Annotated in this window: 26 protein-coding genes; 11 read left to right on the top strand and 15 right to left on the bottom strand. The window is 63.7% G+C overall.

Annotated elements, in window-relative coordinates; all coding sequences use genetic code 11:
• Positions 1-152: transposase (locus tag DDE20_RS10050; RefSeq protein WP_133240340.1), on the bottom strand; the 152-nt coding region annotated here is incomplete at its 3' end.
• Between the two features lie 142 nt (positions 153-294).
• Between DDE20_RS10050 and DDE20_RS18890 the strand changes: the two genes are divergently transcribed.
• The 8 genes from DDE20_RS18890 (at position 295) to lpxK (ending at position 8,521) form a co-directional block, all read left to right on the top strand.
• Positions 295-591 carry a hypothetical protein gene (locus DDE20_RS18890; RefSeq protein WP_133240339.1) on the top strand — a complete coding sequence of 99 codons (297 nt, stop codon included), beginning with the start codon at positions 295-297 and terminating at the stop codon, positions 589-591.
• 439 nt (positions 592-1,030) lie between these two features.
• Positions 1,031-1,795: an SDR family NAD(P)-dependent oxidoreductase gene (locus tag DDE20_RS10040; protein WP_116558376.1), complete on the top strand. Its 765-nt coding sequence runs from the start codon at positions 1,031-1,033 to the stop codon at positions 1,793-1,795.
• A 6-nt stretch (positions 1,796-1,801) separates the two neighbouring features.
• Positions 1,802-2,284 (top strand): MarR family winged helix-turn-helix transcriptional regulator, encoded by a 483-nt coding sequence (locus DDE20_RS10035; protein ID WP_116558335.1) that lies wholly within the window; start codon positions 1,802-1,804, stop codon positions 2,282-2,284.
• On the top strand, positions 2,241-4,055 hold the full coding sequence (locus DDE20_RS10030; protein ID WP_116558334.1) for a feruloyl-CoA synthase: 1,815 nt from the start codon (positions 2,241-2,243) through the stop codon (positions 4,053-4,055). Before DDE20_RS10035 ends, DDE20_RS10030 begins: the two co-directional genes overlap by 44 nt.
• Before the next feature lie 135 nt (positions 4,056-4,190).
• A complete protein-coding gene (locus tag DDE20_RS10025; protein WP_116558333.1) occupies positions 4,191-5,546 on the top strand; it encodes a TldD/PmbA family protein in 1,356 nt (451 codons plus the stop codon).
• A complete protein-coding gene (locus tag DDE20_RS10020; protein WP_240607961.1) occupies positions 5,533-6,375 on the top strand; it encodes an inositol monophosphatase family protein in 843 nt (280 codons plus the stop codon). Before DDE20_RS10025 ends, DDE20_RS10020 begins: the two co-directional genes overlap by 14 nt.
• A gap of 5 nt (positions 6,376-6,380) precedes the next feature.
• Positions 6,381-7,538 (top strand): 3-deoxy-D-manno-octulosonic acid transferase, encoded by a 1,158-nt coding sequence (locus DDE20_RS10015; RefSeq protein WP_165814479.1) that lies wholly within the window; start codon positions 6,381-6,383, stop codon positions 7,536-7,538.
• The gene (lpxK, locus tag DDE20_RS10010; protein ID WP_116558331.1) at positions 7,535-8,521 is read left to right on the top strand and encodes a tetraacyldisaccharide 4'-kinase; all 987 of its coding nucleotides are present in this window, start codon (positions 7,535-7,537) and stop codon (positions 8,519-8,521) included. Before DDE20_RS10015 ends, lpxK begins: the two co-directional genes overlap by 4 nt.
• Positions 8,522-8,530: 9 nt before the next feature.
• Here the strand turns inward: lpxK and DDE20_RS10005 are convergent, their stop codons facing one another.
• From DDE20_RS10005 to DDE20_RS09960, 11 genes are all read right to left on the bottom strand, one after another.
• Positions 8,531-9,682, bottom strand: coding sequence for an amidohydrolase (locus DDE20_RS10005; RefSeq protein WP_116558330.1), 1,152 nt, complete (start codon positions 9,680-9,682; stop codon positions 8,531-8,533).
• A gap of 72 nt (positions 9,683-9,754) precedes the next feature.
• Positions 9,755-10,957: a 3-hydroxyacyl-CoA dehydrogenase family protein gene (locus DDE20_RS10000; protein WP_116558329.1), complete on the bottom strand. Its 1,203-nt coding sequence runs from the start codon at positions 10,955-10,957 to the stop codon at positions 9,755-9,757.
• A complete protein-coding gene (locus DDE20_RS09995; protein WP_116558328.1) occupies positions 10,957-11,874 on the bottom strand; it encodes a helix-turn-helix transcriptional regulator in 918 nt (305 codons plus the stop codon). The genes DDE20_RS10000 and DDE20_RS09995 overlap by 1 nt, the downstream gene beginning before the upstream one ends.
• Positions 11,875-11,982: 108 nt before the next feature.
• A complete protein-coding gene (locus tag DDE20_RS09990; protein WP_116558327.1) occupies positions 11,983-12,399 on the bottom strand; it encodes an acyl-CoA thioesterase in 417 nt (138 codons plus the stop codon).
• Positions 12,400-13,584 carry a benzoyl-CoA 2,3-epoxidase subunit BoxA gene (boxA, locus tag DDE20_RS09985; RefSeq protein ID WP_116558326.1) on the bottom strand — a complete coding sequence of 395 codons (1,185 nt, stop codon included), beginning with the start codon at positions 13,582-13,584 and terminating at the stop codon, positions 12,400-12,402.
• The gene (locus DDE20_RS19005; protein ID WP_165814478.1) at positions 13,581-13,751 is read right to left on the bottom strand and encodes a hypothetical protein; all 171 of its coding nucleotides are present in this window, start codon (positions 13,749-13,751) and stop codon (positions 13,581-13,583) included. The genes boxA and DDE20_RS19005 overlap by 4 nt, the downstream gene beginning before the upstream one ends.
• Before the next feature lie 61 nt (positions 13,752-13,812).
• Positions 13,813-15,264 carry a benzoyl-CoA 2,3-epoxidase subunit BoxB gene (boxB, locus tag DDE20_RS09980; RefSeq protein WP_116558325.1) on the bottom strand — a complete coding sequence of 484 codons (1,452 nt, stop codon included), beginning with the start codon at positions 15,262-15,264 and terminating at the stop codon, positions 13,813-13,815.
• An 86-nt stretch (positions 15,265-15,350) separates the two neighbouring features.
• A complete protein-coding gene (boxC, locus tag DDE20_RS09975) occupies positions 15,351-17,009 on the bottom strand; it encodes a 2,3-epoxybenzoyl-CoA dihydrolase (RefSeq protein ID WP_116558324.1) in 1,659 nt (552 codons plus the stop codon).
• Positions 17,010-17,161: 152 nt separating this feature from the next.
• Positions 17,162-17,590, bottom strand: coding sequence for a DUF309 domain-containing protein (locus DDE20_RS09970; RefSeq protein WP_240607959.1), 429 nt, complete (start codon positions 17,588-17,590; stop codon positions 17,162-17,164).
• Between the two features lie 3 nt (positions 17,591-17,593).
• On the bottom strand, positions 17,594-18,415 hold the full coding sequence (locus tag DDE20_RS09965; RefSeq protein ID WP_116558323.1) for an alpha/beta fold hydrolase: 822 nt from the start codon (positions 18,413-18,415) through the stop codon (positions 17,594-17,596).
• Positions 18,412-19,950, bottom strand: coding sequence for a benzoate-CoA ligase family protein (locus tag DDE20_RS09960; protein WP_116558322.1), 1,539 nt, complete (start codon positions 19,948-19,950; stop codon positions 18,412-18,414). The genes DDE20_RS09965 and DDE20_RS09960 overlap by 4 nt, the downstream gene beginning before the upstream one ends.
• A 240-nt stretch (positions 19,951-20,190) precedes the next feature.
• Here DDE20_RS09960 and DDE20_RS09955 point away from each other — a divergent pair, with 240 nt between their 5' ends.
• Positions 20,191-21,465, top strand: coding sequence for a glycerate kinase type-2 family protein (locus tag DDE20_RS09955; RefSeq protein WP_116558321.1), 1,275 nt, complete (start codon positions 20,191-20,193; stop codon positions 21,463-21,465).
• A 428-nt stretch (positions 21,466-21,893) separates the two neighbouring features.
• Here DDE20_RS09955 and DDE20_RS09950 read toward each other — a convergent pair whose 3' ends face one another.
• The 3 genes from DDE20_RS09950 to DDE20_RS09940 form a co-directional block, all read right to left on the bottom strand.
• Positions 21,894-22,295 (bottom strand): curlin, encoded by a 402-nt coding sequence (locus DDE20_RS09950; RefSeq protein ID WP_116558320.1) that lies wholly within the window; start codon positions 22,293-22,295, stop codon positions 21,894-21,896.
• A gap of 138 nt (positions 22,296-22,433) precedes the next feature.
• A complete protein-coding gene (gene csgH / locus DDE20_RS09945; protein ID WP_116558319.1) occupies positions 22,434-22,847 on the bottom strand; it encodes a curli-like amyloid fiber formation chaperone CsgH in 414 nt (137 codons plus the stop codon).
• A gap of 88 nt (positions 22,848-22,935) precedes the next feature.
• Positions 22,936-23,373 (bottom strand): curlin, encoded by a 438-nt coding sequence (locus DDE20_RS09940; RefSeq protein WP_165814477.1) that lies wholly within the window; start codon positions 23,371-23,373, stop codon positions 22,936-22,938.
• A gap of 572 nt (positions 23,374-23,945) precedes the next feature.
• Between DDE20_RS09940 and DDE20_RS09935 the strand changes: the two genes are divergently transcribed.
• Both DDE20_RS09935 and DDE20_RS09930 read left to right on the top strand, forming a co-directional pair.
• On the top strand, positions 23,946-24,338 hold the full coding sequence (locus DDE20_RS09935; RefSeq protein ID WP_116558317.1) for a VOC family protein: 393 nt from the start codon (positions 23,946-23,948) through the stop codon (positions 24,336-24,338).
• Between the two features lie 171 nt (positions 24,339-24,509).
• Positions 24,510-26,162 (top strand): hypothetical protein, encoded by a 1,653-nt coding sequence (locus tag DDE20_RS09930; RefSeq protein WP_116558316.1) that lies wholly within the window; start codon positions 24,510-24,512, stop codon positions 26,160-26,162.
• Positions 26,163-26,167 lie beyond the last annotated feature (5 nt).

The following is a 26,167-nucleotide window of genomic DNA, read 5'->3' as shown; positions in this document are numbered from 1 at the left end:
GAAACATCCATGCCCCCGTATTTGGCTTTCAGCTTATAAAATGTGGAGGGGCTCAGGCCGTGGCGACGACACACTTCGGCTGTCGGCATGCCTGCTTCTTGCTCCTTAATCATCCCAATAATCTGCGACTCAGTAAAACGGCTCTTTCGCATATGTTTGCTCCTTCATGGTTGAGCAAACTCTACATTAAAGTGAGGGATCTCGCGGGGGGCAGGTCACCTCTACAACGACGTTGAGCGTTACGAAGCCGGACTATCCGCCACGGATCACACCAACCTCGCAGCTGACATCGCTGTGCTTCGTGATGGCGGGCCGCTTTCCGGCTCCGCAAGTCATCACATCGGGCGGATAAAGGGAGTCCTGGACAGCCTTTTGCTTCAGGAAACTCTCGGCGAACGCGATGAGTTTGACGGGGTTAATGACCCCGAGCATGGTGCAATCGGACGGGTCACAATGGTGCCGATCCTCACCGGGAAAGGCGCCGAAATTAGCCGCATACAGCAAGATTTTGGCCGATTTCTCTTCATGCGGGATCTGCTCTCAGCACGCATCGATGCCGAATCCCAGATGGCGGGTATGAAGATCGCCTGACCTGCGATTAACTCCAGGCACATCAGACAAACCACAAGAACGGCCGCAGGTGCACCTGCGGCCGTTCTTGTTCATCCAAAGAGAACCGTTCCCAACGAAAACCAGCATCAAAGCCGATCGAGGCTTTCGATCGCCGGCCCCTCAACGCTCTGACAGTATCTGCTGGTAAGGCGCTCCCGAATATTTGTCGCGCGTGTGTCCGGGCCTAAATGTCAGTACAGTCCATCACGGCGAGATTCGCGGCGCAAAACCGTGCAACCCCGCGGTTCAGCACCGCTTTCCCCCAATAGCCGCCGTTAAGTTGTGAAATGGCCGCCCTTAGCTTGTAATAGCCATTCTTAGGTTGTCGAAACAGATCTTTTGCCGCGCCAAAAAATGTTGACAGGTTTTTCGTTATGCCATGTAACTAATGAAAACCCCTGAGGATGTGGAGATTTCGATGAATATTGACGGTCAGATAGCGCTGGTCACCGGCGGCGGCAGCGGGCTTGGCGAGGCGACGGCGCGGTATTTGGCCAGTCAGGGTGCGCGCGTCGCGGTGCTGGATTTTGACGGCGCCAAAGCCGATGCGGTGGCGGCCGAAATTGGCGGTCTCGGTGTGCAGGCCGATGTCGGTGATGCGGCGCAGGTCGAGGCCGCTTTTGCCCGCGTTGCCGACGGGCTGGGCGGCATGCCCCGCATCGCGGTCAATTGCGCCGGTATCGGTGTCGCCGCGCGGATCGTCGGGCGCGAGGGCAAAATGTCGATAGACCTGTTTGAAAAGGTCATTCGCGTCAATCTGATCGGCAGCTATGTCGTCATGTCGCATGCGGTGAAGGGTATGCAGGCGCAGGACCCGCTGGAGCACGGCGAGCGCGGCGTGGTGATCAACACCGCCTCGGCAGCGTTTCAGGACGGGCAAGTCGGCCAAGCGGCCTATGCGGCGTCCAAGGGCGGGATTGCCTCGATGTGCCTGCCCGCCGCGCGTGAATTGGCGCAGACCGGCATCCGGGTGATGGCGATTGCGCCGGGGCTGTTTAACACCCCGATGATGGAGAGCCTGCCGGAGGAGGTGACCGCCAAGATCACCGCGAATATCCCGTTTCCGGCGCGTCTGGGTGCGCCCTCGGAGTTCGGCATGATGGTCGCGCAGATCGTCGCCAATCCTTACCTGAATGGCGAGACGATCCGCCTCGACGGCGCCACCCGCCTGCCACCGCGCTAAGCGGCGATGGCGGGGGCGGACAGCACGCTGCGCCGCTTTGTCGGCTATGACATGAAGCGCGCGTTCAACCTGATCCAAGGGGATGTGAACGCGGTGCTCAAGCCGTTCGGGCTGCGCATGGTGACGTTTTCCGCGCTTTGCGTAATCCGCGATACGCCGGGGCTCAAGCAGTCCCGGCTGGCGCAGATCCTGATGATCGAGCGGCCCAATCTGGTGCTGATCCTTGATGACCTTGAGCGCGCCGATCTGGTGGTGCGTGAACGCAGCAGAGAGGACCGGCGCGCGTTTGAACTGACGGTTACTGCGCTTGGGGCGCAGGTTTGCAATCAGGCCGTCGCGGCGGTGGAGCGGCATGACGCGCGGATGACTTCGGGGCTGGAGGGTGCCGAGGTTCAGGCACTGCATAAGGCGTTGCGGCAAATCGAGCTCAATGGGAGGAGCGTCAATGACCCAAGCGACAGGAGCACAGGACCGGTATCGCCCCCATAGGGCGCGCCGCGAAGATCAGCCCGACGGCAGTATTTTGCTGCGCTCGGACTATGCATTGGGTCAGGTGGCGCGCTGCGACACCGACTGGCTGGAACATTGGGCCGCGCAGCGCCCCGATAAACCCCTGATCGGCGAGCGCGAAGGAGAGGGTTGGCGTAGCCTGAGCTATGCGGAAGTGCTTACGCAGGTCAAAGCCATCGCCGCGGGGCTCGCCGCGCGCGGGCTGGGCGCGCAAACGCCGATCATGATCATCTCGGGCAACAGTATCGACCACCTGCTGCTCTCCCTCGCGGCGCATTATATCGGCGTGCCGACGGTGCCGCTCGCCGAGCAATACGCAACGATCCCCGAGGCGCATGGGGTGCTTTCGCGGATCGTCGAGATGATCGCGCCGAAGCTGGTCTTTGCCGATGATGCCGAGCGCTATGGCGCGGCGCTGGCGCTGCCCGCGTTTGACGGTGTTGAGAGACTGGTCAGCCGGAATGCCGACGCAGGCCAGACGGTGTTCGACACGCTGCTTTCGGCCTCGGGCGATGTTTCGGCGCTCAACGCCTCGGTGAGCCCCGATACGGTGGCGAAATACCTGCTGACTTCGGGCTCGACCTCGCATCCCAAGGCGGTGCTGACCACCCAGCGGATGATCTGCACCAATCAGGCGCAGATCCAGACCATGATGCCCTTTGTGATCAGCAACCCGCCGGTGTTGCTGGACTGGCTGCCGTGGAACCATGTGTTTGGCGGCTCGCATAACGTCAATCTGGTGCTGGCCAATGGCGGCACTTACTACATCGACAGTGGCAAACCGATGCCGGCGCTGTCGCATCTGATGCTGGAAAATCTGGCGATGGTCTCGCCGACGATTGCCTTCAACGTGCCGGTGGGCTTTGCCCTGCTGCGCGACGCGATGAAGACCGACGCGCGCCTGCGCAAACAGTATTTCCAGAACCTCGATATGCTATTCTACGCCGGCGCCTCGCTGCCGCAGGATATCTGGGCCGATCTTGAGGCGATGGCCCGCGAGGTGCGCGGCGATATGCCGATGTTCACCTCGAGTTGGGGGCTGACCGAGACCTCTCCGGCGGCACTCTCGCAGCATGAATTCACCACCGAATGCGGGATTGTCGGCGTGCCGGTGCCCGAGGTGACGATCAAGTTGATGCCGGTGGATGGGGACAACCGCTATGAGGTGCGCCTCAAAGGGCCGACAATTACGCCCGGCTATCTGCATGACTCCGCCAAAACCGCCGAGGCATTTGACGCGGAGGGGTATTTCATCACCGGCGATGCGATGCGCTTTGTCGATCCTGAGGACGTCAACAGAGGCATGCGGTTCGACGGGCGGATTGCCGAGGAGTTCAAGCTGGGCTCGGGCACTTGGGTGCGCGCGGCGGGGCTGCGGCTTGAGGTGCTGGCGCGGCTCAAGGGGCTGGCGGCGGATGTGATCCTGACCGGTGCCGAGCGGCAGGAGGTCGGCGTGTTGATTGTGCCGACGCTGGCGTTGCAGGCTGGCGCGCAACCCTCGGATGGGGCGCTGATCGTCACTCAGGCCGAGGAAATCGCCGCGCGGCTCAAACCCGCGCCGAGTGAGGGTTCGGCCAGTGCCATTCGCCGCGCGCTGGTGCTGGCCGAACCGCCCTCGATGGCGGAGGGCGAGATCACCACCAAGGGCAATGTGAACTTCCGCAAGCTACTGACGCGGCGCAGGGCTTTGGTTGACCGGCTGTATGAGGCGTCCGCTGATGGCGGCGACGCAGCGGTGATCCTGACCTGAGCACTGGTCTGCTCCGCTTCGACACCATCAGTTGAGGTGTCAATGCTTCCAATCGGAGGGGGGAGGCGGTAAGCCTTGGCGCAGTTGCCTGAACACCCGTTTCTCGCATAGCCCGTTTCTAGCATAGGATGTCTGATGCCCTCCGATACGCTCAACCCCCAAGCCCTCGCCCAAGCCCTGCTTGATGCCGCCCGCGCCGCCGGTTCCGACGCCGCCGACGCGATGGTGATCGAGGGCACCTCGGTGTCGATCGACGTGCGCGGCGGGCGGCTCGAGCATGCCGAACGCTCCGAGGGGTTGGATATCGGCTTGCGGGTGTTGATCGAGCAGCGACAGGCCTGTGTGTCGAGTTCCGACGCCCGCCCCGAGACGCTGGCGGCGATGGCCGAACGCGCGGTGGCCATGGCCCGTGAGGCGCCCGAAGACCGCTATGCCGGTCTCGCCGATCCGTCGCAATTGACCACGCGCCGCGATGCCGATGGGCTGGAATTGTTTGACGCGACGCCCGAGCCCGATCCCGCCGCACTTGAGGCAGACGCGAAGACCGCGGAACAGGCGGCGCTTGCGGTCAAAGGGGTCAGCCAGATTGACCAAGCCTCGGCAGCCTATAGCCAGCGGCAGGTGTTTCTGGCCGCCAGCAACGGGTTCGCGGGCGGCTACGGGCGCACCTCGCGGCATATTTCCTGCGTGGCGATCACCGGCGAAGGCACCAAGATGGAGCGTGACTGGGCCAGCGAGGGCCGGATTTTTCAAGCCGATCTGCCCTCTGCCGAAAGCATCGGCCAGCAGGCGGGCGAACGTGCGGTGGCGCGGTTTGGCTCCCGCAAACCGCCCTCGGGGGCCTATCCGGTGCTTTATGACGAGCGTGTCGCCGCTTCGCTGATCGGCCATCTGGCGAGTGCAATCAACGGCAGCACCATCGCCCGCGGCTCGAGCTGGCTGCGCGACGCGCTGGGCACGCAGGTGTTGCCCGAGGGCATGCATCTGATCGAAGACCCGCTGCGCGCGCGCATTGCCGGATCGCGGCCCTTTGATGCCGAGGGGCTGGAAACGCACGCCCGTCATTGGGTGCAGGACGGTGTCTTGCAGGGCTGGGTGCTGGACCTCGCCTCGGCGCGGCAGTTGGGCATGGAGAGCACCGGCAACGCCAGCCGCGGGCCGACCGCACCGCCCTCGCCCAGCCTGTCGAGCCTTGAGTTGAGCCAGGGCGCGCAAAGCCAAGCGGAATTGCTGCGCGATATGGGCACTGGTCTGTTGATCACCTCGCTGATCGGCTCGACAATCAACCCGACCACCGGCGATTACTCGCGCGGCGCTTCGGGGTTCTGGGTCGAGGGCGGTGAGATCGCCTATCCGGTCAATGAATGCACCGTGGCGGGCAATCTGCGGGATATGCTCAAGGGGCTGGTCGCTGGCAATGACGCGCGCCAACACCTGAGCAACCGCGTGCCCTCCTTGCTGGTCGAAGGGCTGACGCTTGCCGGCGCGTGACACCATAGAAGCCGACCTGCGGCTGCTTTTGGACGCCGCGATTGGTGCGGGCGAGATCGCCGCGCGGTTTTTCAAGGCCGACGCGCAGATCTGGGACAAGGGCGGCGGGCAAGGACCGGTGACCGAGGCCGATCTACAGGTCAACGCGCATCTCGAGCAGGTGCTCTGCGCGGCGCGGCCCGACTACGGCTGGATGTCCGAGGAAAGCGCGCCGCTGACCGATCTGGCGCGGCTGGATAAGAACATCACCTTTATCGTCGATCCGATTGACGGCACCCGCGCGTTCATCGAGGGCCAGCCGGGGTTTGCCCATGCGATGGCAGTAGTGCAGCACGGAGAGCCGGTGGCGGCGGTGGTCTATCTGCCGATGCTCGATCTGACCTATGCCGCCGGTCTCGGGCTTGGCGCGACGTTGAACGGTGTGCCGATCCGCGCCTCTTCGGTGAAGGAGCCGGACGAGGCGCAAGTGCTGGTCGCCCGTCCTGCGCTTGAGGCGCAGCATTGGCCCGGTGGCATGCCGCTGCTCAAACGCCATTTCCGCCCGTCGCTGGCTTGGCGTCTGGCGTTGATCGGCGAGGGGCGGTTTGACGCGATGCTGACCATTCGCGATGCATGGGACTGGGATATTGCCGCCGCCGCACTGATCGCCAGCGAGGCGGGTGCGATTGTCACCGACCGACTGGGCGCGCCGCTGCGCTTCAACCGCGAGAACGCGCGCAACCGTGGGGTGCTGGCCGCCGGTGCGCCGCTACATGGCCGCTTGCTGCAGGGGCTGACGGGCACCGCGATGACCACCAGTCCCGACATCCGTAGCACCGGCGAGGTATGAGGCGCATGGGTGTTGGCGCAGAACGCAGGCAGGAGGCGCTGGTCTGGTTGCATGCGGCCGATCCTGCCGACGCGCCGGTGCTCGAGGTGCTGGCCGAGCAGATCGCCGAGATCGCACATGCACCCGCCACCATCCTCACCGGCTGCCCCCGGTCCGATAGTGCCTCCATCACTGCTTCGCCCGAAATTTCGCGTGGTCATTTGTCTGGCGATGCCGCCGCGCTCGACGCTTTCATCGCGGATCACGCGCCTGCGCTCTTGGTGATCGCGGGCGAGGTGCTGCCCCTGCCGGTGATCGAACGCGCCCGCGCGCAGGCGATCCCGATGTTCCTGATCGACGCCAAACACCCCTCGCTGCCGCGCAGCCGCTGGCGCTTGCCCGGTCAGACCCGCGCCGCGCTGGGTCGTTTTTCGCAGATCCACACGCGCGACGAGCAATCCGCGGCGGTGTTACAGCGTATGGTCTCTGGCCGCGCGGAAGTGCTGGCGACCGGCGCTTTGGCCCGCTTCGCCCCGGCGCCGCGTATCATGACCTCCGAGCTCGACGAGCTGCGCCAGAGCCTCGGCGCGCGGCCCGCGTGGTTTGCCTATGACCTGCCGATAGAAGAGGCCGACGCCGCGCTTTTGGCCCATGCCCATGCGCTGCGCAGCGCGCACCGGCTGCTGATGATCCTGCAGCCACGCGATGCGGCCACCGGCGATGCGCTGGCCGAGCGGGCGCGCGAGGTGGGGTTTGCCTGCGCCCAACGCGCCCGTGATGAGGAGATCGACGTCGCCACACAGGTCTATATCGCCGATTGCGAGGATGACGCGGGACTGTTCTTGCGCCTCGCACCGGTGGCGTTTCTGGGCGGTTCGCTGACCCCGAATGTCGGCTCGCCCCCGGCGCTGACCGCCGCCGCCTTGGGCTCGGCGCTGATTTTCGGCTCGGAACCCGACGCTGCGCAGGCCGAGTTTCTGACGCGTCTGAGCAAATCCGGCGGCGGCGTGCGGATCAAACTGGCGGCGGCGCTGGGCGAGTCGCTGGCGATGCTCTTGGCGCCCGAAACGGGCGCCGATGCCGCGCTCAAAGCCTGGGATCTGGCGACCGAGGGCAGCGAGGCGACCCATGCCGTTGCTGTCGCGATCATCGACTGGGTGCAGATGAACAGGGGGCGCGGATGAGACCGCCAGCGTTCTGGACCAACCCGCCCGCGCAGCCCGGATGGCAGGCGCGCATGCTGGCGCCGCTGGGCGCGCTCTACGCATGGGGCACGCGGCGCCGGTTGCGGCAAAGCGGCCTGCGCGCGGGGGTGCCGCTGATCTGCGTCGGCAATCTGAACGCCGGAGGCACCGGCAAAACGCCGTTGACGATAGCCTTGGTGCAGATGCTGAGCGCCAAGGGTATCGCCGTGCATGTGGTCTCGCGCGGCTATGGCGGCAAACTGGCGGGGCCGGTGCAGGTCTCCGAGCGTGAGCATAGCGCGGCGCAGGTCGGTGACGAGCCCTTGTTGCTGGCCGCTTTCGGCCCGGTTTGGGTGGCGAAAGACCGCGCTTTGGGCGTGCAGCGGGCCGAGGCGGCAGGCGCGCAGGTGATCTTGCTTGACGACGGGTTCCAGAACGCCTCGGTCGAGAAACACGCGTCATTGGTGGTGGTCGATGCTGCTGTCGGTTTTGGCAACGCGCGCTGCATTCCGGCGGGACCGTTGCGCGAGCCGGTGGCGGCGGGGCTGCGGCGCGCCGATGCGGTGGTGGCGATCGGCCCGCCCGAAGCACAAGCGCGGTTTGCGGCGGATTGGGGCGCGAAGCTGGGGGATGTGCCCCTGTTCACCGGCCATCTGGAGCCGTTGAACACCGGCATGGCGTGGCACGGGCTGCGGGTGCTGGCCTTCGCTGGCATCGGGCGACCGGCGAAATTCTTCGACACTTTGCGCGGGCTACAGGCGGATATCCTGCGCGAACAGGCACTTGATGACCACCAACCGTTGACGCCCGCACTGTTCACGCGGCTCGAGCGTGAAGCGAAGGCGCTTGGTGCCCAGTTGGTGACCACCGAGAAGGACGCCGTGCGCCTGCCGCAAGCGGCGCGGCACAAGGTGCTGACCCTGCCGGTGCGGCTGCAGCTTGAGGATCCCGAGGGGCTGCTGGCGCGGTTGAACCTATCCTAGCAGCGGCAATCAACCCAGTATCTGGCGCACCGCATGGTGAAAGATTGCCACGCCCTGCGGGATCAGATCGTCGGGAAAATCATAGCTCTGCGCGTGCAGCGCCGGGTGGTCCTCGCCCGCGCCCAGAAACAGCATCGCGGCTTTGGCGCCTGCGGTGCCGAAACGCCCGAAATCTTCAGAGCCGCGCATCGGCAGATCGCCCGCGTCATGCCCGATGCCACTGGCGTCCAGCGCGCGCGACAGGATCTCGGTCGCTTCGGAATGGTTGTCACAGGCGCCGAAATGGTCGTGGATCTCGAAATCCACCGCCAGATTGGCGGCCTCGGCCTCGCTTTGCGCGCAGGTTTTGACCTCGGCGAGCAGCACATCCAGCCCCTCGTCGGTAAGTGTGCGCAGGGTGACCCAAAGCTCCGCCGCGCCCGGCGCGATGCCGAAAGCGGGCGCGCCCATCTGCAAATGGGTGATGGTGGCGAGGCGGAAGTCAGGTCCCAGCGCGCCTCCTGGGGCCAGTGCTTGGAGCCGGTCAATCAGTCGCGCCAAAGCGCTGGTCGGTGCGCGGCCGGTTTCGGGCGTCGAGGCATGCGCGGTCTCGCCCGTCAGGGTGATCTTCAACCCCAGCGAGGCGCAATTCGCCGCGCCCTCGGCCAGCCACGCGCGACCCAGCTTCACGCCGGGCATATTGTGCAATGCAAAGGCCCAATCCGGCGCGATCTGCGCGTAACGCGCATCGGCGATCACCGCGGCGGCGCCCGAGCCGTCCTCCTCCGCCGGTTGGAACATCAAGACAGCGCGGCCCATCGCCGGACGTGCCCGCGACAGGATGCGCGCCAGTCCCAAAAGGATGGTCATATGCCCGTCATGACCGCAGAGATGCCCCTTGCCAGGCGTCTGGCTGGCATGCGGCAGGTCGTTGAGTTCAAGGATCGGCAGCGCGTCGAGCTCGGCGCGGATCATCACCGTCGGGCCGGGGTTGCCACTGTCGTAGATCGCCGCAACACCGTGGCCGCCCAAGCCGGTCAAGATTTGATCGGGCGCCCAATCGCGCAGCGCGCCAACGATCCGCGCGGCGGTCTCGCGCTCTTCGCCCGAAATCTCGGGATGCTGGTGTAGGGCGCGGCGAAAAGCCGTCAGTTCGACGGTATCGGCGTTGTTCTGGGTCATTTGCGCTCCCTTAACGATGCGGGCATCGGGCAAGTATCTGGCAGCGGCGGTGAATATGAAAGCGTGAACTGCTCAACCTGCCTGCGTGGCCAGTTCCAGCAAAGCGCCGGAGGGCTGCATCGGCGGGGTGAGCGCGGCGAACTGCCTGAGCACCTGTGCGAACCCGGCGCGTTTGGCGGCAAACAACGGGCCGCCTTCATCCACCGGAAAGCCGGTGGCGTGGCAGCATATCAGGTCGATTGTCGCGGCGGCGGCGCCCTCGTGTAGCAGGAGTGCCGCCTCGTCGAGCAGCGCCAGCAGGCAGCGTTGGATGATCTCCTCAGGCCCGATCTCGCGCAGAGGATGGCGGGCGAAATGCGCCTCTTCGCGGGCCAGATCTTCGATCAGCGGGTCAATCACCCGTCCGCCGCCGCCGGGATAGCGATACCAGCCGACGCCGCCGTGACGCCCCAAACGCCCCTCGGGTACCATCCGGGCGATCAGCGGCACGTTGCGGGGCTCGCCCGCGCGGTCCTCGGCGCGGTGGCGGGCGTAGGTCAGATCAAGCCCGCGCTGGTCCTGCGCCGCGCAGGGGCCGAGGGCGAAGCCGCGCGCGGTCATTGCCGTGTCAACCTCCCACGGGGTTGCGCCGTCAAACACCAAGGCTTCGGCCATGTCTTCGAGCCGCGCGATCAGGCGCGGGCCAAGAAAGAATGGCACCGGCACAGGTTGGCCGCCGAGCGCGCGCAACAAAGCCTGCGTGCGGTGCAACGCTTCGGACGGGCAGAGCGGATCAGCGAGCACTTCGACAACGCCGAGCTGCGGCGGCGGGGTTGCGGTGAAAATCTGCACGCAGTCCGGTGGCAGAGTGGCGGCGGTGGCCATGCCGTCGCAAAAGGTAATCAGCAGGGCGTCGGGCGCGGCGTGCCGGGCGATGCTGGCAAGCTGTGGCGGTGGGGCGAGGATCAGTGGTGCGTCGTTCGCCAGCGTTGGGTCGGTGGTGATGGTGATCCCCTTCAGCGCCCCTGCACGGGTCAGCATGTCTTGCGCGCGCCGGGCGTCATGGGTGTCGTCTTCGATCAACACCACCGCTGCGCCCGACAATGCCAGTCCCGCGGCAAAGCCGAGCGCCAGCGGGCTGCCACCGGCAATTGCGGCGCTGGCAGGGAGCGAGGCGGGAGGGCATCCAGATTGCGTCGCACCCAGATAGGCGCGTGCGGCGTCAGGGTCGGGCATCGGGCACAGCGGCCAGTCGGCGGGCGAAAGCGAGGTCGCGGGCGCCAACCTCGCGTGCATCAGCGCAGAAAGCCCTGCGTTTCGATCAGCGCTTGCAGATCATCCGCCGATTGGGCGACGCTGCACCCGCTGGTCTCAAGCTGCGTGCTGGCCTGTTCATAGAGTGCTTCGCGGCTGGTCAGGATGAATTTCAACTGCTCCATCGCTTCCGGGTTGCCCGCCATCGGGCGCAAGTCGCCCTGCGCGCGCACCCGCTCCATATGCTCGCTCGGTGAGGCTTTGATCCAGACGGTGTGGAAATGCGCGAGCAGGGTTTTGAACACTTCGGGATCGGTGACAATGCCACCCGCGACCGCCAAAATCATCGAGTCGTGGGTCTCGATGATCCGCGCCAAAGCCTGCGCTTCGAGACGGCGGTAGCCCTCTTGCCCGTAGAAGGCCATCACCTCGGTGACCGGCATTCCGGCGTGATCCTCGATCTCGCGATTGAGTTCGACGAAGGGCAAGCTCAGCCGCTCACCAAGCAGGCTACCCAGCGTCGATTTCCCCGCCCCGCGCAACCCTATCAAGGCGATACGGTTGCCGCGCGTGGTGCATTCCGGCTGCGGCGCGAGGATTTCCAGCACCTTGCTGCGCTGATCAGCAGAGGCGGCGCGAAACAGATTGGCGACTTTTTGGGTCTCCGAGGTCCAGGGATCATCCTCGGACAGCAGCCATTCGACGCGGTGTTCGAGCGCTACCGCGACACGCTGCAACAGTCCGATAGAGATATTGCCCTCGCCGGCCTCTAATAGCGCCAGATAACGCGGTGAGACACCCGAGGTTTCCGACAGCACGCGGCGCGGTATACCCTTGAGTTCCCGCGCCCGCCGCACCCGCTCGCCAACGCGGTTGATCAGCGTTCTGACCGCCGCATCGCCCTGCGTTTCGGCCGCAACTGGAACGGTCTCGCCGCGAAAATTGGTGATCTCGGACATCATCCGTCCTGACTGGGAATATAATGCACAAGTCTAGGCCAGTTGGCCGAGATGGACAAGTGGCGCGCAATGATCACGCCCTATCCTTTGCAGTATTATGCGCCCGAATTATGCCTCGGGCTGCAGAAGGGGCTCAACCAAGGCACGAATATCGGGCTCGGGCGGTTGGGTGTTCAGGCTTTGCGCGGCGACAAAGACGCAGACGAATTTACCCTCAAAGCACAGCACGCCGTCCTGACGGCCGAGCACTCGAAAGGTGATCGAGGTCTCGCCCAATTTCACTGGCGCCACTTCGCAGATCAACCGGTGGCGTGGGGTGATCGGCGAGCGGAAATCCATGCTCAGATGCACGAAAGGCGTGCCGAAACCGCGGTCCACTTCCATATGGAACCAACCGCCGCCGAGATGCTCTTCCCACCAGCCGTCAATCGCTTCGAGGGCAAAGGCGGGGATGCGGCCGGTATAGGCGATCTTGGCGGGGTCGCAATCGCCCCAAGAGACGCGGATTTCGTGCTGGTAGGTCATTCAATAGGTTTCCACATGATAGCGGCCTTCGTCGCGCATGACATCGCGGGTCGCCTCCCATGACAGGCCTATGCTTTCGGCGATATTCTTGAAACTTTGCTCAACGCCCTGCTCCATACCACGCAAGCCGCAGATGTAAACATGGGTCTTGGTGTCGGCCAAAAGATCGGCGATCTGGTCCTGTTCGACCATCATCCGGTCCTGCACATATTCCTTTGCGGTATCTTTCAGGCGGCTGAACACCATGTGTTTTTTCAACAGCCGGTCGGGGACTTTTTTCAGTGGGCCGAAATAGGGCAGGCTGTCGGGCGCGCGGGCGCCGAAGAACAGCACCATGTCACCGGCCTCACCCGCCATGGCGCGCTGGCGGCGCATGGTAAAGGCGCGAAACGGGGCCGAGCCGGTGCCGGTGCAGATCATCAACAGCCGCGCGGCGGGATCATCGGGCATCAGGAAGGTGGCGCCGAAGGGTCCGGTGACCTGCACCTCGTCACCCTTTTGCAGATCGCAGACGTAATTCGAGCACAGCCCCTGGTCCTCGCGTTTCACCGTCAGCGAGAGGTTGTTGAAATGCGGGCGCTCGCCGTCACGCGGGCTGGAGGCCGAATAGAGCCGCGGCAGATGCGGCTTGCCCTCGGCGTCCACACCGGGGGGGATGATGCCCACCGATTGCCCCTCAAGGATCGGAAACGGCAGACCGCCGAATTCAAGGATGATATGGCGCACATCGGCGCCCGAGTCCGCCGCGGTCAGCCGGTAATTGCCCTGCACCCGCGCGGTGGCGGGTTTGCCGAGGTTATACATATTGATCGTCGGTTTCGCCGCGCTCAGAGGTGCTTTGGAGCGTCCGCCCGCACCGCCATGCGCCTCGGCCAGCAGCGCCTCGATGGCGGGGTCGAGCGCTTCGATCCCGCCGCCGCACTCCGAGATATCCTCTTGCGCGGGCAATTCCTCCCAGCTGAATTGCTCCTCGAGCGAATAGGGTGTGTTGACCACCCGCCATTCGTCGATCGAGCCGGTCGGGCAGACCGGAATGCAGTCCATGCAGAAATTGCAGATTTCGGCATCAACCACGACGTTGTTGTCGTCATGGGTGATCGCCTCGATCGGGCAGGTCATCTCGCAGGTGTAGCAGCGGATGCAGATTTCGGGGTCGATCAGATGCTGTTTGAGGGGCGCGCTCATGCGTCCGGCGTCCGGCTGCGCTGCAGGGTGATCTTGGGGCGATGGAACGAGAGTTCGACGATGCTCCAGCAGATGCCGGTGCAATCGGCGCAGCCCAGACAATCGGGGCGCGCGGCATCGGCGGGCGCGGCGAGGCCGGTGGCGAGGGCGAAGCGTTGGATCATCATGATGCGGACCTTTGTTGCGCGAAAAGGAACCGGCGCGCGGGTTAGCGCGCGCCGGAGGTCATCAGGCCATGTAGAGTTTCACATATTCGAAATCGCCGGGCTTGTTGTCGATGCCGACCTTCGGCGGGCTGATCCAGCTGGCGTATTTGCCCGGCTCGCTGACCGGCGTCATCAGTGACTGAATGAAATCGCCGTCCGCCTTGGTCGGCAGCCATTCGGTCGCCTTGGCGTCATACTCATCCTGCGACAATAGATTGCCGGCGGGATCGAAGGGCTTGCCCGCGAAGACCCCGATCTGGCGATGGAAGCTCTCATGCGGCAGCTTCATCTCGAATTCGACGCCGGATTTGGCGATCAACTTGTTCCAGCGGCCAACCCCGCCCGCCGCGTCGCGGGTATAGTCATCGCGCAGCCGCATGTTGATTGCGGTCAGCGCCGGCGCGTCCTTGCGCACCAGCTTGCCGTCCTCGAAATCCCAGACCGGATAGGTGTCGTTTTTCAACATATGGTCGTCGGTCAGCCGGTGCTCCATATAGCGCCCCTTGATACCGGCGTTGAAGGCATTGGCGGCATTGGTCGAGACCTCTTGGCCAAAGAGATCCAGCGACAGTGTGTAATGCAGGTTCAGCTTTTTCTGGATTGTCGGCAGGTCGATGACGCCGAAAGCGCGGATCTTGTCGATGTCATATGGGTCGGTGATGCCGTTTTCAGTCATGATCTGGCAGGTGCGCTCGATGGTGCGGCCAACGCCGGTCTCGCCGACGAACATATGGTGCGCCTCTTCGGTGAGCATGAAGCGACAGGTGCGGCTGAGCGGATCGAACCCCGACTGCGCGAGGCTCTCGAGCTGCATCTTGCCGTCGCGGTCGGTGAAATAGGTGAACATGAAGAACGACAGCCAGTCCGGAGTTTCCTCGTTGAAGGCGCCCAGCATGCGCGGTGCTTCCTCCGAGCCTGACGAGCGGCGCAGCAGATCATCGGCCTCTTCGCGGCCATCCTTGCCGAAGTATTTTTGCAAAAGGTAAACCATTGCCCAGAGGTGGCGGCCCTCTTCGACATTAACCTGAAACAGGTTGCGCATGTCGTAGAGCGACGGGGCGGAGAGCGCGAGAAAGCGCTGCTGTTCGACCGAGGCAGGCTCGGTGTCGCCCTGGATGACGATCAGCCGCTTGAGCATATTGCGGTATTCGCCCGGCACTTCCTGCCACGCGGGCTGGCCGGCGTGCTCGCCGCAAGGAATGCGGCGGTCCTCGACCTCGGGTGCCAGCAGAATGCCCCAGCGATATTCCGGCATTTTCACATAATCGAATTTTGCCCAGCCCTTGGGATCCACCGACACCGCGGTGCGCAGATAGACCAAGGATTGCTGGAAGTTCTGCGGGATTAGATCGGACCACCAGTTGATGTAGCCGGGGTGCCATTTTTCCAGTGCCTTGAGCACGCGTTTGTCCGACGACAGGCCGACATTGTTGGGGATCTGCGTGTCATAGCTGACATTGATGAGGTCGAGCATGGTTTCCTCCTGAGGGCAGGTGCGTGCCAAGCACACACCCTACGGGCGTTGAGATGTGGGCGCGTGTTTGCCACGCGTTGTTGGTGTTAGACGCGTTCCTGGGCGTAATCGCCGCGCACCCCCGAACCGTAGCGCTGTAGCGCGCCATCTGGGCCGGTGGCGTTGGGCCGGTTGAAAATCCAGTTCTGCCAAGCAGTGAGGCGCCCGAAAATCCGCGTTTCCATGGTTTCGGGTCCGGCAAAGCGCAGGTTGGCCTCCATGCCGGTCAAGGCGTCGGGGCTGAAACTGGCGCGCTCTTCCATGAAGATGCGGATCTCGTCGTCCCAGTCGATATCGTCGAAAATCTCGGTGACCAGACCGGATTCTTCGGCCTCTTCGGCCTCGAGCGCTTCACCGCGCCGCTCAGCGAGCGCGTCCACCGCCTCGGGTTCGCCGAGAAAGCGGGTTTGCAGCCGGGTCAGCGCGTTGCCCATCGGGAAGGCGCCGAAATTCGCGTCGCTCAGGGTGATAGCGGCGATCGGGCGGTTGTCGCCCTCGAATTCGTCTTCCATCATATAGCTGCGGTCCACCGACCACAGCAGTTCCGCCAGAATACCGGCAAAGCACGAGCCATGCTCGACCAGCGCCACCATGCTGCGCGAGGTCACGTCGATGCGTTTGAGCAGGCGCTTCCAATAGGCGAGGATTTCGTTCGCCAGCCAATCGGACCTGTTGTCCATCAAGAAGGCTTCATGGGCCAGAAACGCCTGCGGATCGCCCTGCGTGCGGAACACCAAGAGCCCAAGCTCCATCTCGTTGAACCGCAGATGCAGGATGGCGTCGTCCAGCTCACGGGCCAGCCGCAGCAGATAGCCCTGATCGCCCTGCGCGTGCAGAGCTTCCAGTGAAGCGGGCACTTCACTGTCAGGCCCCGATAGCGTGAGCGTCGCCTTGCCAGCCTTGCGGTCGACCGCAACCTCGACCAGCGAATACTGTAGCGATCCATCCGCGCCGATGGTTTTGCTCAATGGCGTCAGGGCAATGCCCGTGCCGGTGGCCTTATCCGAGGCGGTAGCGAATTCGCGGGCGCGTTCCGCCACCACGGCGTCAAATTTCGAGTTGGCGATCACCTCGTCGACCAGCCGCCATTTCACCGCGCGTTTGCCCTTCACGCCCTCTTCCAGCGAGCAGAACACATCCGCCAGATCGCGGCGCATTTTGCGTTTGTCGGTGACGCGGGTCAGCCCGCCGGTGCCGGGGAGCACCGCCAGCAAGGGCACCTCGGGCAGCGACACCGCCGAGGAGGAATCGTCGGTCAGCATGATATGGTTACATGCCAGCGCCAACTCATAGCCGCCGCCCGCGCAGGCACCCTTGATCGCCGCGATATATTTCTGGCCGCTGTCCGCTTCGGCGGCCTCATAGGTGTTGCGCGTTTCATTGGTGAATTTGCAGAAATTGACCTTATGCGCATGGCTGGCACCGCCGAGCATGCGGATATTCGCCCCCGCACAGAACACCTTATCCTTGCCCGAAGTCATCACCACGACCTTCACCTCGGGGTGCTCGAACCGCATCCGCTGCACGATGTCGGCAAGTTCGATATCGACGCCCAGATCATAGGAGTTCAGCTTGAGTTGATAGCCCTCGAACAGACCGGCGTTCTCGTCCACATCCATGAAAAGCGTGGCAATCGGGCCGTCATAACTGACGCGCCAATGATGATACTGTGACGGATCGGTCTGAAAATCGATGGATTTGGTCACGGAACGTCCCCTTGGTGGCGTCTGCAGTGCGGCCTTGTGTCTTTGCACAATAGTGCAGTTTTAGTGATCCGTAAATATAGGATGTGCAATAATCTGATGGGCCATGGGCAGATCATTTCGGTTTAAGCGATCGAGATAGGAGTGTTCTTGCGTTATAGTGCATAAATTGCGGCGCGCAGACTGGCCACATCCTGGTGGGTCAAGCCTAGAACCGCGGCAGAATCGCTGCGAAAGCACTCGCCAATCGCGTAGTCCGCCCGCGCCAGCGCTTTACGCGCTGCATCCGGGCGGGACATGCGGAGTTTCAGCCCCGCATTCGCCAATTGGATCAACCCTTGCAGCAAACGTCGCGCGCGCGAGGCGGGCGGCGCCTGCATCCAGACCGGCTCCCATAGCTCATGAGCTTCCCAAAAATACCCCGCATCAAAGGCGGTGAAACCGGCCCGGAACGCCGCGCTCTCGCCGAGCTGTGCAGGGTCGGCGGGGATGCCGGCCTTTGCCGCCGCGAAGATCGCCTCATCGGGGCGCGGATTGCGGCCGGGGATATGCGCCACCTCGGGCAGTATGAAGACGGCGCCCACCCGCTAGGCCGGAACCGGCCCCGCCGCCTCGATGCGTTGCAGGCGCGTGGTGAAACCGGCGATGGCCTCGAGAACCGGCGTGGGATCTTCCAGATGCGGCGCGTGCTGGCAGTCGTCGAGCATGAGCACCTCGACCGGCGCATAGGAGCCCTCGGCAATCGCGTCGACCTGCGCACGCGTGCCGTATTGGTCCTGCGCACCCTGAATGACCAGCGCCGGAATGCGGATGTAGTCGATCACATCCGCGACGTTCCACGTGGCAAATTCGGGGTTCAGCCAAGCCTCGTTCCAGCCGCGAAATGTGGCCTCGGCATCGGCGTGATACCGCGCCATGCGCTGCGGCAGATCGGTGGTGGCGAAACTCTCGGCAGCGCTTGCGATCGCGGCCAGTCCCATCGGTTCGGCGAAGAAATGCGGCGCGATCAGGATCAACCCGCGGATGCTGAAATCCTTGACCCGACCGGCGTATTCGGCAGTGATCGTGGCGCCGTCGCTATGGCCCAAGAGGATATATTGCGCGGCACCGATGGCGCGCAGCACCTCGGGCAGCACCTCGACTGCCTCGCGGGTCATATAGTCCACCGGAAACGGGCGCTCGGCGGGGTCGGAAAACCCGTAGCCCGCGCGCGAATAGGCGACGACCGCGCAGCCAGTGGACTCAGCCACGGCGGCGGGAAACTCGCGCCACAATCCCACACTGCCCAAGCCCTCATGCAGCATGACTATCACCGGCGTATCAGCCTTTGGCATGCCCCAGCTTTGCCACTCCAACGACTTGCCGCCAGCCTCGATCCGCCCGCGTCCCTCTGCCCAATCGATGCTCATGCCTCGCCCCCTGTTTCGCGTAGTTTAAAGCGCTGGATCTTGCCGGTCGCGGTTTTCGGCAGTTCATCGACCACGGTGATCCAGCGCGGGTATTTCCACATGCCGATCTTGGCTTTGACGTGTTCTTTCAGCGCTTCGGTGTCGACGCTTTGCCCGTCCTTGATCACGATAAAGGCCGCCGGTTTCAGCAAGTCCTGCGCATCCGCGCGCGCCACTACGGCGGATTCCAGTACAGCGGGATGCTCGCCCAGCGCCTGTTCAACCTCGAAGGGTGAGACCCAGATGCCTGAGACTTTGAACATGTCATCGGTGCGCCCGCTGTAGACAAAGCGACCCTCGGGCGTGCAGTGGTATTTGTCGCCGGTGCGGGTCCAGTAGCCCTGAAACGTGGATTGCGATTTGTCGCGGCGCTTCCAATAGCCCTCGGCGCTGGACGGGCCGCGCACCAGCAATTCGCCAACCTCGCCCTGCGGCACATCATTGTCCTGCTCGTCAACCAGCCGCACCTCGTAGCCCGGCACGGCGACGCCCGAGGTGCCATAAGCGATATCGCCGGGGCGGTTGGAGAGGAAGATATGCAGCATCTCGGTCGAGCCAACGCCGTCGACGATCTCGGCGCCCCAGAGTTTTTCCCAGCGCAGCCCGATTTCGCGCGGCAATGCCTCTCCCGCCGAGGCGCAGAGGCGGATGCAATGCTCGGGCGCGGTGCCCTTCTTCTCCTGCTCGGCAACCAGCGCGGCATAGAGGGTCGGCACGCCGCAAAACACCGTCGGGCGCTCGGTTTTCATGATCGCAAACACAGATTTGGGCGTTGGGCGGCCCGCTTGGATGATGGTGGTTGCGCCCACCGCCATCGGGAAGGTCATCGCATTGCCCAGCCCATAGGCGAAGAACATCTTGGCCACGGAATAGACCACATCGTCTTCGCGCAGCCCCATGATCTGCTGGCCGAACGTGTCCGAGGTCGCCTTGAGGCTGGCATGCAGATGACGCACGCCCTTCGGCGCGCCGGTCGAGCCCGAGGAATAGAGCCAGAACGCCATCTCGTCGTCATCGGCCAAAGCGGTCTCGGCGGCGGGGGCGTCCTTGACGAAATCCGCATGGCTGGTGCAGCCCTCGGGCGCGGCGCCGATCACCACGATCTTTCGCAGGAAAGTGTTGGCCTTGATCGCCGGTTTCACCACCTCCCAAAGTTGCGCGGATACGATGAGCATTGAGGCGCGGCTGTCGTTGAGGATCACCTCGTAGACCGGCGCGGCGAGCAGGGTGTTGAGCGGCACCGGCACCGCGCCCGCCTTCAGCGCGCCCCAGAAAGCCACGGGGAACTCGAGTTGATCGCGCACCAGCATCGCCACGCGCTCGTCGCGGTGAATGCCATTTGCCGTCAAAGCGCCGGCAAAACGCGCGCTTTGATCGGCAAGTTCGGCATAGGTCAGGCTGCGCTGCGCGCCATCGGCCTCGCGGAACGCGGTTTTCGCACCGCGCCCTTCGGCCAGATGCCGGTCAACAAAATACAGCGCTGCGTTCTGGTTCATGTCTTGCTCTCCTACCGGCGTGCTGGCGTCCTTTGATTGGGCGCGCGCGCTTTGGGTCCCTCCCGGGTGTGCGCTATAGTGCAATAGTCATTTTGAAATGCAAGATAATCCTAGAGTGGTTGCAGTTTTTTGCACAAGCGCCAGCGGGCGGCATAGATCGCAGGCGAAAGCCGCTGTGCAAATCCCCTCGCTTATGCTCCGCTACGCGCGAATTGCCACAAATCACCCCAGGGATCGCTCATGACCGCCGCCTCGCCAGTTTTCGACCCAGTGACGCTGTTGCGCGCCCTCTTTGCCCGCGCGGTTGAGGTCGCCGACCCGATGCGCGCCTTGGCGGCGCATTTGCCAGAGAAACCGGCGGGCCGTGTGGTGGTGATCGGCGCGGGCAAGGCCAGCGCGCGGATGGCCGAGGCGGTCGAGGCCGCATGGGGCCCCTGCGAGGGTCTGGTGATCACCCGCTACGGCTATGCGCGCGAATGCGCGGGGATCGAGATTGTCGAGGCCGCGCATCCGGTGCCGGACGCGGCAGGCGCCGAGGCCACTGCGCGGATGCTGGACCTGCTGGCGGATCTGGGCGCGGGGGATTTCGTTCTGGCGCTGATCTCGGGCGGGGCGTCGTCCTTGCTGGTCGCGCCGGTGGAGGGTGTGACGCTGGCCGAAAAACAGGCGGTGAATGCGGCGCTTCTGGCCTCGGGCGCGCCGATCGGCCAGATGAACGTTCTGCGCAAACATCTGAGCCGCGTCAAAGGCGGGCAACTCGCGGCGGCGGCCTATCCGGCGCGGATGCTGGCGCTGATGATCTCGGATGTGCCGGGGGATGATCCGGCGTTTATCGGCTCGGGGCCGACGGTAGGAGATGCGTCAAGTAGCGCGGAGGCGCTGGAGGTGGCGCGCCGCTGGGGGATCGAGCTGCCGGAGTCGGTGACCCGCGCGTTGGCGGAGCAAAGCAGCGTGGTGGCGCCGGGTGATCCACGGCTTTCGCGTTGTGAGAACCGTGTCATCGCCGCGCCCGCACAATCTTTGCAGGCGGCGGCGGAACTGGCGCAAGGCGAGGGGTGCGAGGTGCAGCTCTTGGGCGATGCGCTTGAGGGCGAGGCGCGGGAGTTGGCGGCAGAACACGCGCGGCAGGCTATGGCGCTCAAGGCGCGGCGGCGCGCGGGCGATCCGCCTTTGGTGTTGCTTTCGGGCGGCGAAGTCACGGTGACGCGGCGCGGCGATGGCTCGGGCGGGCCGAACGCAGAATATTGCCTCGCGCTGGCCTTGGCGCTGGACGGCGCGGCGGGAATTTACGGCTTGGCCTGTGACACCGACGGGGTGGACGGCGCGGCCGAGGTCGCGGGGGCGGTGATCGGACCGGAGACATTGGCGCGGGCGCAGGCGTTGGGGCTGGATGCGGAGGCGGCGCTGGCTTGTAATGACGCGCATGGGTTCTTCGGCGCGTTGGGCGATCAGGTGGTGACCGGTCCGACGCTGACCAATGTGAACGACTTTCGGGCGATCATGATCACGGCTTGAGCGGGGCGGGCGCGGGATCAAGGCGATAGCCGCCGCGCATCGACCCATCGACCCGGGAGGTGATTTTCTCAGAACCACGGAGAGGGGGACCGCCCGCACGGGACTGACGATGAGTTGGGTAGCGCTGGATGTCTGGTCTAGCTCAGGAAACGCCAAAAAGAACAGTGGCGGACTCAGAGGCCTCCCTTATTGGTGTGGCGCGGAATCAAGGCGTTAGCCGCCGCGCATCGCCAGACCGCCCGCAGGGCTGGCGATTTGGTGGGGCTGGGTGCGTCGTTCAGATGATGGATGTAGAACGCCCCATAAAGCGCATCGTTCAGCCGTTAGGCTCGCCATCCCGCGGTCAGGCGATGCGCGGCTTTCGCTTGGTGCAAACGAAAACAGGCGGACCCGAAGGTCCGCCCGCTGTGTTGGAAATCTTTCCGGTTTTACCAGCCGAACTGCAGCGTCAATCCTGCTTGGCCACCGGTCTGGTTGACATGGCCCGAGGTGTTGCAGCCGAACTGGAACAACCCGTGGGCGTTATGGCCGCCCGATTGGGTGATCGATCCGTCATGGTTGCAGCCTTCCTGATGGATGATCGCCTGGTTGTTCGGGCCGCCCTGAGCAATCCCGGCGGCGTTATTAGCGCCGATCTGGGTGACATGGCCATTGGCGTCAATGTCCTGAGCCAGGGCAAAGACAGCGAGGCCGAAGCGCAGGGCTTGCTCTTCCTGAGCGTTCTGCGGGGCGATGTTAATCGAGACCTGACCACCCGAACCGGCGGCGGCAGGGGCCAGCGGCAGGGCAACGGCAGAGGCGAAAGCGGCGGCGAGAGCGAGGGTTTTCATGGCTATAATCCTTGGCAGAGGGGTGAAGATAACGAGGGTTAAATGAAGGGTCTGAAAGTAAGTCGTTGGAAAATTGATCGAGGTTCAGTTTTGAAGTCCGGCGGCAAGGCCCGAAGGGGTGGGCCCCGCCGCGAGGTGCTACAGTTCGGCTTGATCGCAGCTCAGGGCGCGGCCCGAGACGCGGACATCGAGATCCACATCATGGTTGCCGGGGGCGCCCATCATCCGGGTTTCCGACAAGATCGCCGGAGTGCCGGGCGTGGCTTGAAAATCACCGGACTGGCGGATCGTGGTCGAACCACCGGACGAACGGCTGGTGATCGCCATCGTGTAGCTGCCGTTGATCGTGGTATCCGAGGTCACCCGGCCTTCGATCATCGTGCCGCCCTGCACCCGTTCCAGCGAGATTTCGCAGCGGGTGGGTTGCTGGGCACTGGTGTTCGAATTGGTGCCGGCGATGCTGGCGGGGATGCCGCAGGCAACTGCCGCGACGCCGGCGAGTGACAGGCCGATGATCAGGGCAGGGGTGCGGCGGGGGAGATTGGCACGCATGGGATGTCTCCTGTGGCTATGAATAAAGGGGCGAAAATCTGGGGCGGCTGCAGGGCAGGGAGAGAGCCCCGCAGCCAGGCTCAAAGTCTTAGTTCTGGACGATGGCGACCGAGTTGTTCGAGCCAACCTGCGTCACACCGGCCGAGTTGTTATGGCCGTTCTGGACCACGGCAGCGGCGTTATCGCGGCCATACTGGCCAACACCGGCCGAGTTGTTCCAACCGAACTGGGCGACGCCGACGCTGTTGCGGCGACCCTGCTGGTCGGTGTCGACGAAGTTGTTGACGCCAACCTGACCCACCGCAGCGTTATTGCGGCGACCGTCCTGGGTGTTGATCGAGATATTCGAGTGACCGTCTTGAATGACCGTCAGGCGCTGGCGATGGCCGGACTGACCGCCACCGATCTGGTTGTTGGCGCCGTATTGCTCGATCCAGATCTGGTGTCCGTTGGCCAGTGCCGGAGCGGCGGTGGCAGTGATCATCAGGACGACCGAGGCGGCTTTAAAGGTTTTTGCGAGGAACATGGTGATCTCCATTTATATGTGTGGCGTGAGTGCCGGTTTGAAAAAGGATCTGCGTTGTGTGTCGGAGGGCGCTTGTCGTGGTCTGTCTGTGTCGGTGTGATTGCGCTTCCGATGAGTTCAATCTGCCGCTTTGCCACTGGTCAGACAAAATCAGCGCGACGATCTGCGATAACCATGGGGGTGTTATCCGATAACAGGCGGGAATCCTTGCTGTGTGATCCGCGTAGTGCATTGTAAATTAATATAAATTATTCGATTCGACTCGCTGCCAAAGAAAGCCGCTATCACCGGCGGCAATCGTATCTTTTTGACCAATGACGCTTGGCGCAGAGGTGCGGCGCGGCGAATTTCGGGGTGATTTGGCCGACGGTTATCGGATGACAGCGGCATTTCGGGGCGCTGGCCACGGGCAATGGCGCCGAAGCGCGCTGAAAAGCGGCGAATATCGAGGAAATCGATTCGCATGTGGCACGGCAAAACCGATGATTCGCGCGGCAACGGTGCGCCGAGTCACCATCTACTCACCGGCTTCTTGTGCTATACACGTCTGATCCCAGCAAAAGGATGCCCCTATGCCGATCCCTGAAGGATTCTCTGCCGTCACCCCTTATGTGTTTGTCGATGGCACCGAGGCCTATCTGCACTTTTTGCAGCGCGCACTGGCGGCAGAGGAACTCGGGCGCAGCACCGCGCCGGACGGGCGCATCGCCAATTGTCAGATGCGCATCAGTGGCGCGACGATCATGCTGGCTGAAGCCTCCGAGGCTTTCCCCGCCAGCCGCGCGGCGTTTTATCTTTATGTCGAGGATGCCGAGGCGGCGATGCTCAGGGCGAGGCGCGCGGGGGCGGAGGTGATCATGGAGATCGGTGATATGGACTATGGCGACCGGCAGGGCGGGGTCCGCGATCCGGCGGGCAATATCTGGTGGATCTCGCAGCGGCTGGTGGCAGGGCCGTATTACTGAGCCAATGCACCCCGGCGGCAGGTGGTGCGCGCTGGGCCACACCGGTCCGGTTTTCCTCGCAGGAAAGTGATTTCACCGTGACAGGATGCCGCAATTCCGCATAAGCTGCAGGGCAGACGGGATCGGCCGATCACGTCGCCCATTAGCCGATGACATAGCGAAAGCCTCTGGATGCACCTATCTGACGCGCTGCCGATCCGCCGCAATGCCCGCCTGCAAACGCCCGTTCTGCGCAGCATGCGCTGGCTGAGGATGCAGGTCGCGGTGCTCTGTCTGATCTGCCTTGGGCAATTGGGCGTGGCGGGTAGGGCAGCGGCTGAGGAAATGACGCTGAACATACCCGATGATCAGGGCGCGATCCGCCGAGTCTCGGGGATGTTGATGCTGGATTACAGCCGGCTGACCCTGTCCAATGGCGGCGCCTTTGATCTGATGAGCCTGCATTACCTGCTGCGCGCGAATGACTGGCTCTATTACGGGATTGGCGCCTTTGCCCCGATTGCCGAGGGCAATTACGGCGGATTCTTCGGCGCCGATGCGACGCTCCATGCGCAGCGCAGGATGTGGGGCAATTGGTTCGTCAACGCGGGCGTTTCGGTCGGTGTCGGTGCTGGCGGCTCGAGCGTGACCAATATCCGCACCTTCTCGGGGCAGGGGCTCTATGGCCGGGCTTATGCCGGTGTCGGCTATCAGGCGCGCCGCTTTAGTTTTGGCGTCAATGTGGCGCGGATCGCGATCCTGGATTCGCCGATCAATGACACAGCAGTAAACCTCTTTGTGCAAACTCCGCTGTCGCTGACCACCGGCTCTTATGCCGATGCCGGTCGCAGGCTGGGGGCCGAGGCCTATCACGCGCCGCAGCATGAGAATATCGTCTCGCTGGGCGCCACCCATATGCGGCAGATCAATCCGACCGGCAGCTACCGCGGCAATATCGGGCTGGTGGCGCTGCAATTCAGCCATTTCCACACCGAGAATATCTATACGTTCTTCTCTGTCGATCTGGGGTATTCCGGCCTGCTTTGGTATAATCAGGCTTATGGCGGCATCGGGCGGCGGTTCTCGCTGTCGCCGCGGTTGAACCTTTATGGCCAGCTTGGTCTGGGCAGCAGCGGCTGGGTGACCGATACCGTCGATACCGGCTCCGGCTTTCTGATCTATCCGAAAGTGACGATGGAATATTTGTGGCGCAACGGGCTCGGCGCGACGTTTTCCGCCGGCTATATGTATGCGCCCTTTGGCACCTCGCGCAATTGGACGGTCGGGCTGGGGCTGAATTACCACCTGTCCTATTCGAACCGTGAGCGGCGTGAGTCGCAGGGGCCGCTGGATTACACGATGCGCGGCGTAAGGTTGAATGTCTTTGCCCGCCGCACCTCGCAAATCTATTACAACGGGCGCAATTCCGATCCGTTGAATATGGTCGCGGTGCAGGTCGATTACGCGCTGAACGAGCGTTGGTATGCCGCCGCGCAGATGGCGATTGCCGCCAATGCCTTCCGCGGCTTTGCCGGCTATGCCGAGGCTTTCATCGGGCTGGGCTATCAGCGCAGCCTGTCACGTTCGGGGCGGTTTCAGGGCTATGCGCAGCTGATGGTCGGCGGCAATGATGTCGGGGTGAGTTCGAGCCATGAGGTCGGCGCGTTGATCTATCCCTCGCTGGGGGTGAATTACTATATCAACGACCGGTTCTCGCTCTATGGGCAGATCGGCGGCACCACCTCGCTGGGCCAATACACCGGCGCGAGCCCCAACAACCGCTGGCGCAACTACTCGATCGGCTTGGGCATGTCTTACCGCTTCTCGCTGCCCAGCCGTTCGTAACCGCA

This window comes from Pararhodobacter oceanensis (assembly GCF_003076755.1).
In the GTDB taxonomy this organism is placed as follows: Bacteria; Pseudomonadota; Alphaproteobacteria; order Rhodobacterales; family Rhodobacteraceae; genus Pararhodobacter; species Pararhodobacter oceanensis.
The sequence above is the reverse complement of the archived record's forward strand: the minus strand, read 5'-3'. Positions and strand labels throughout refer to the sequence as shown.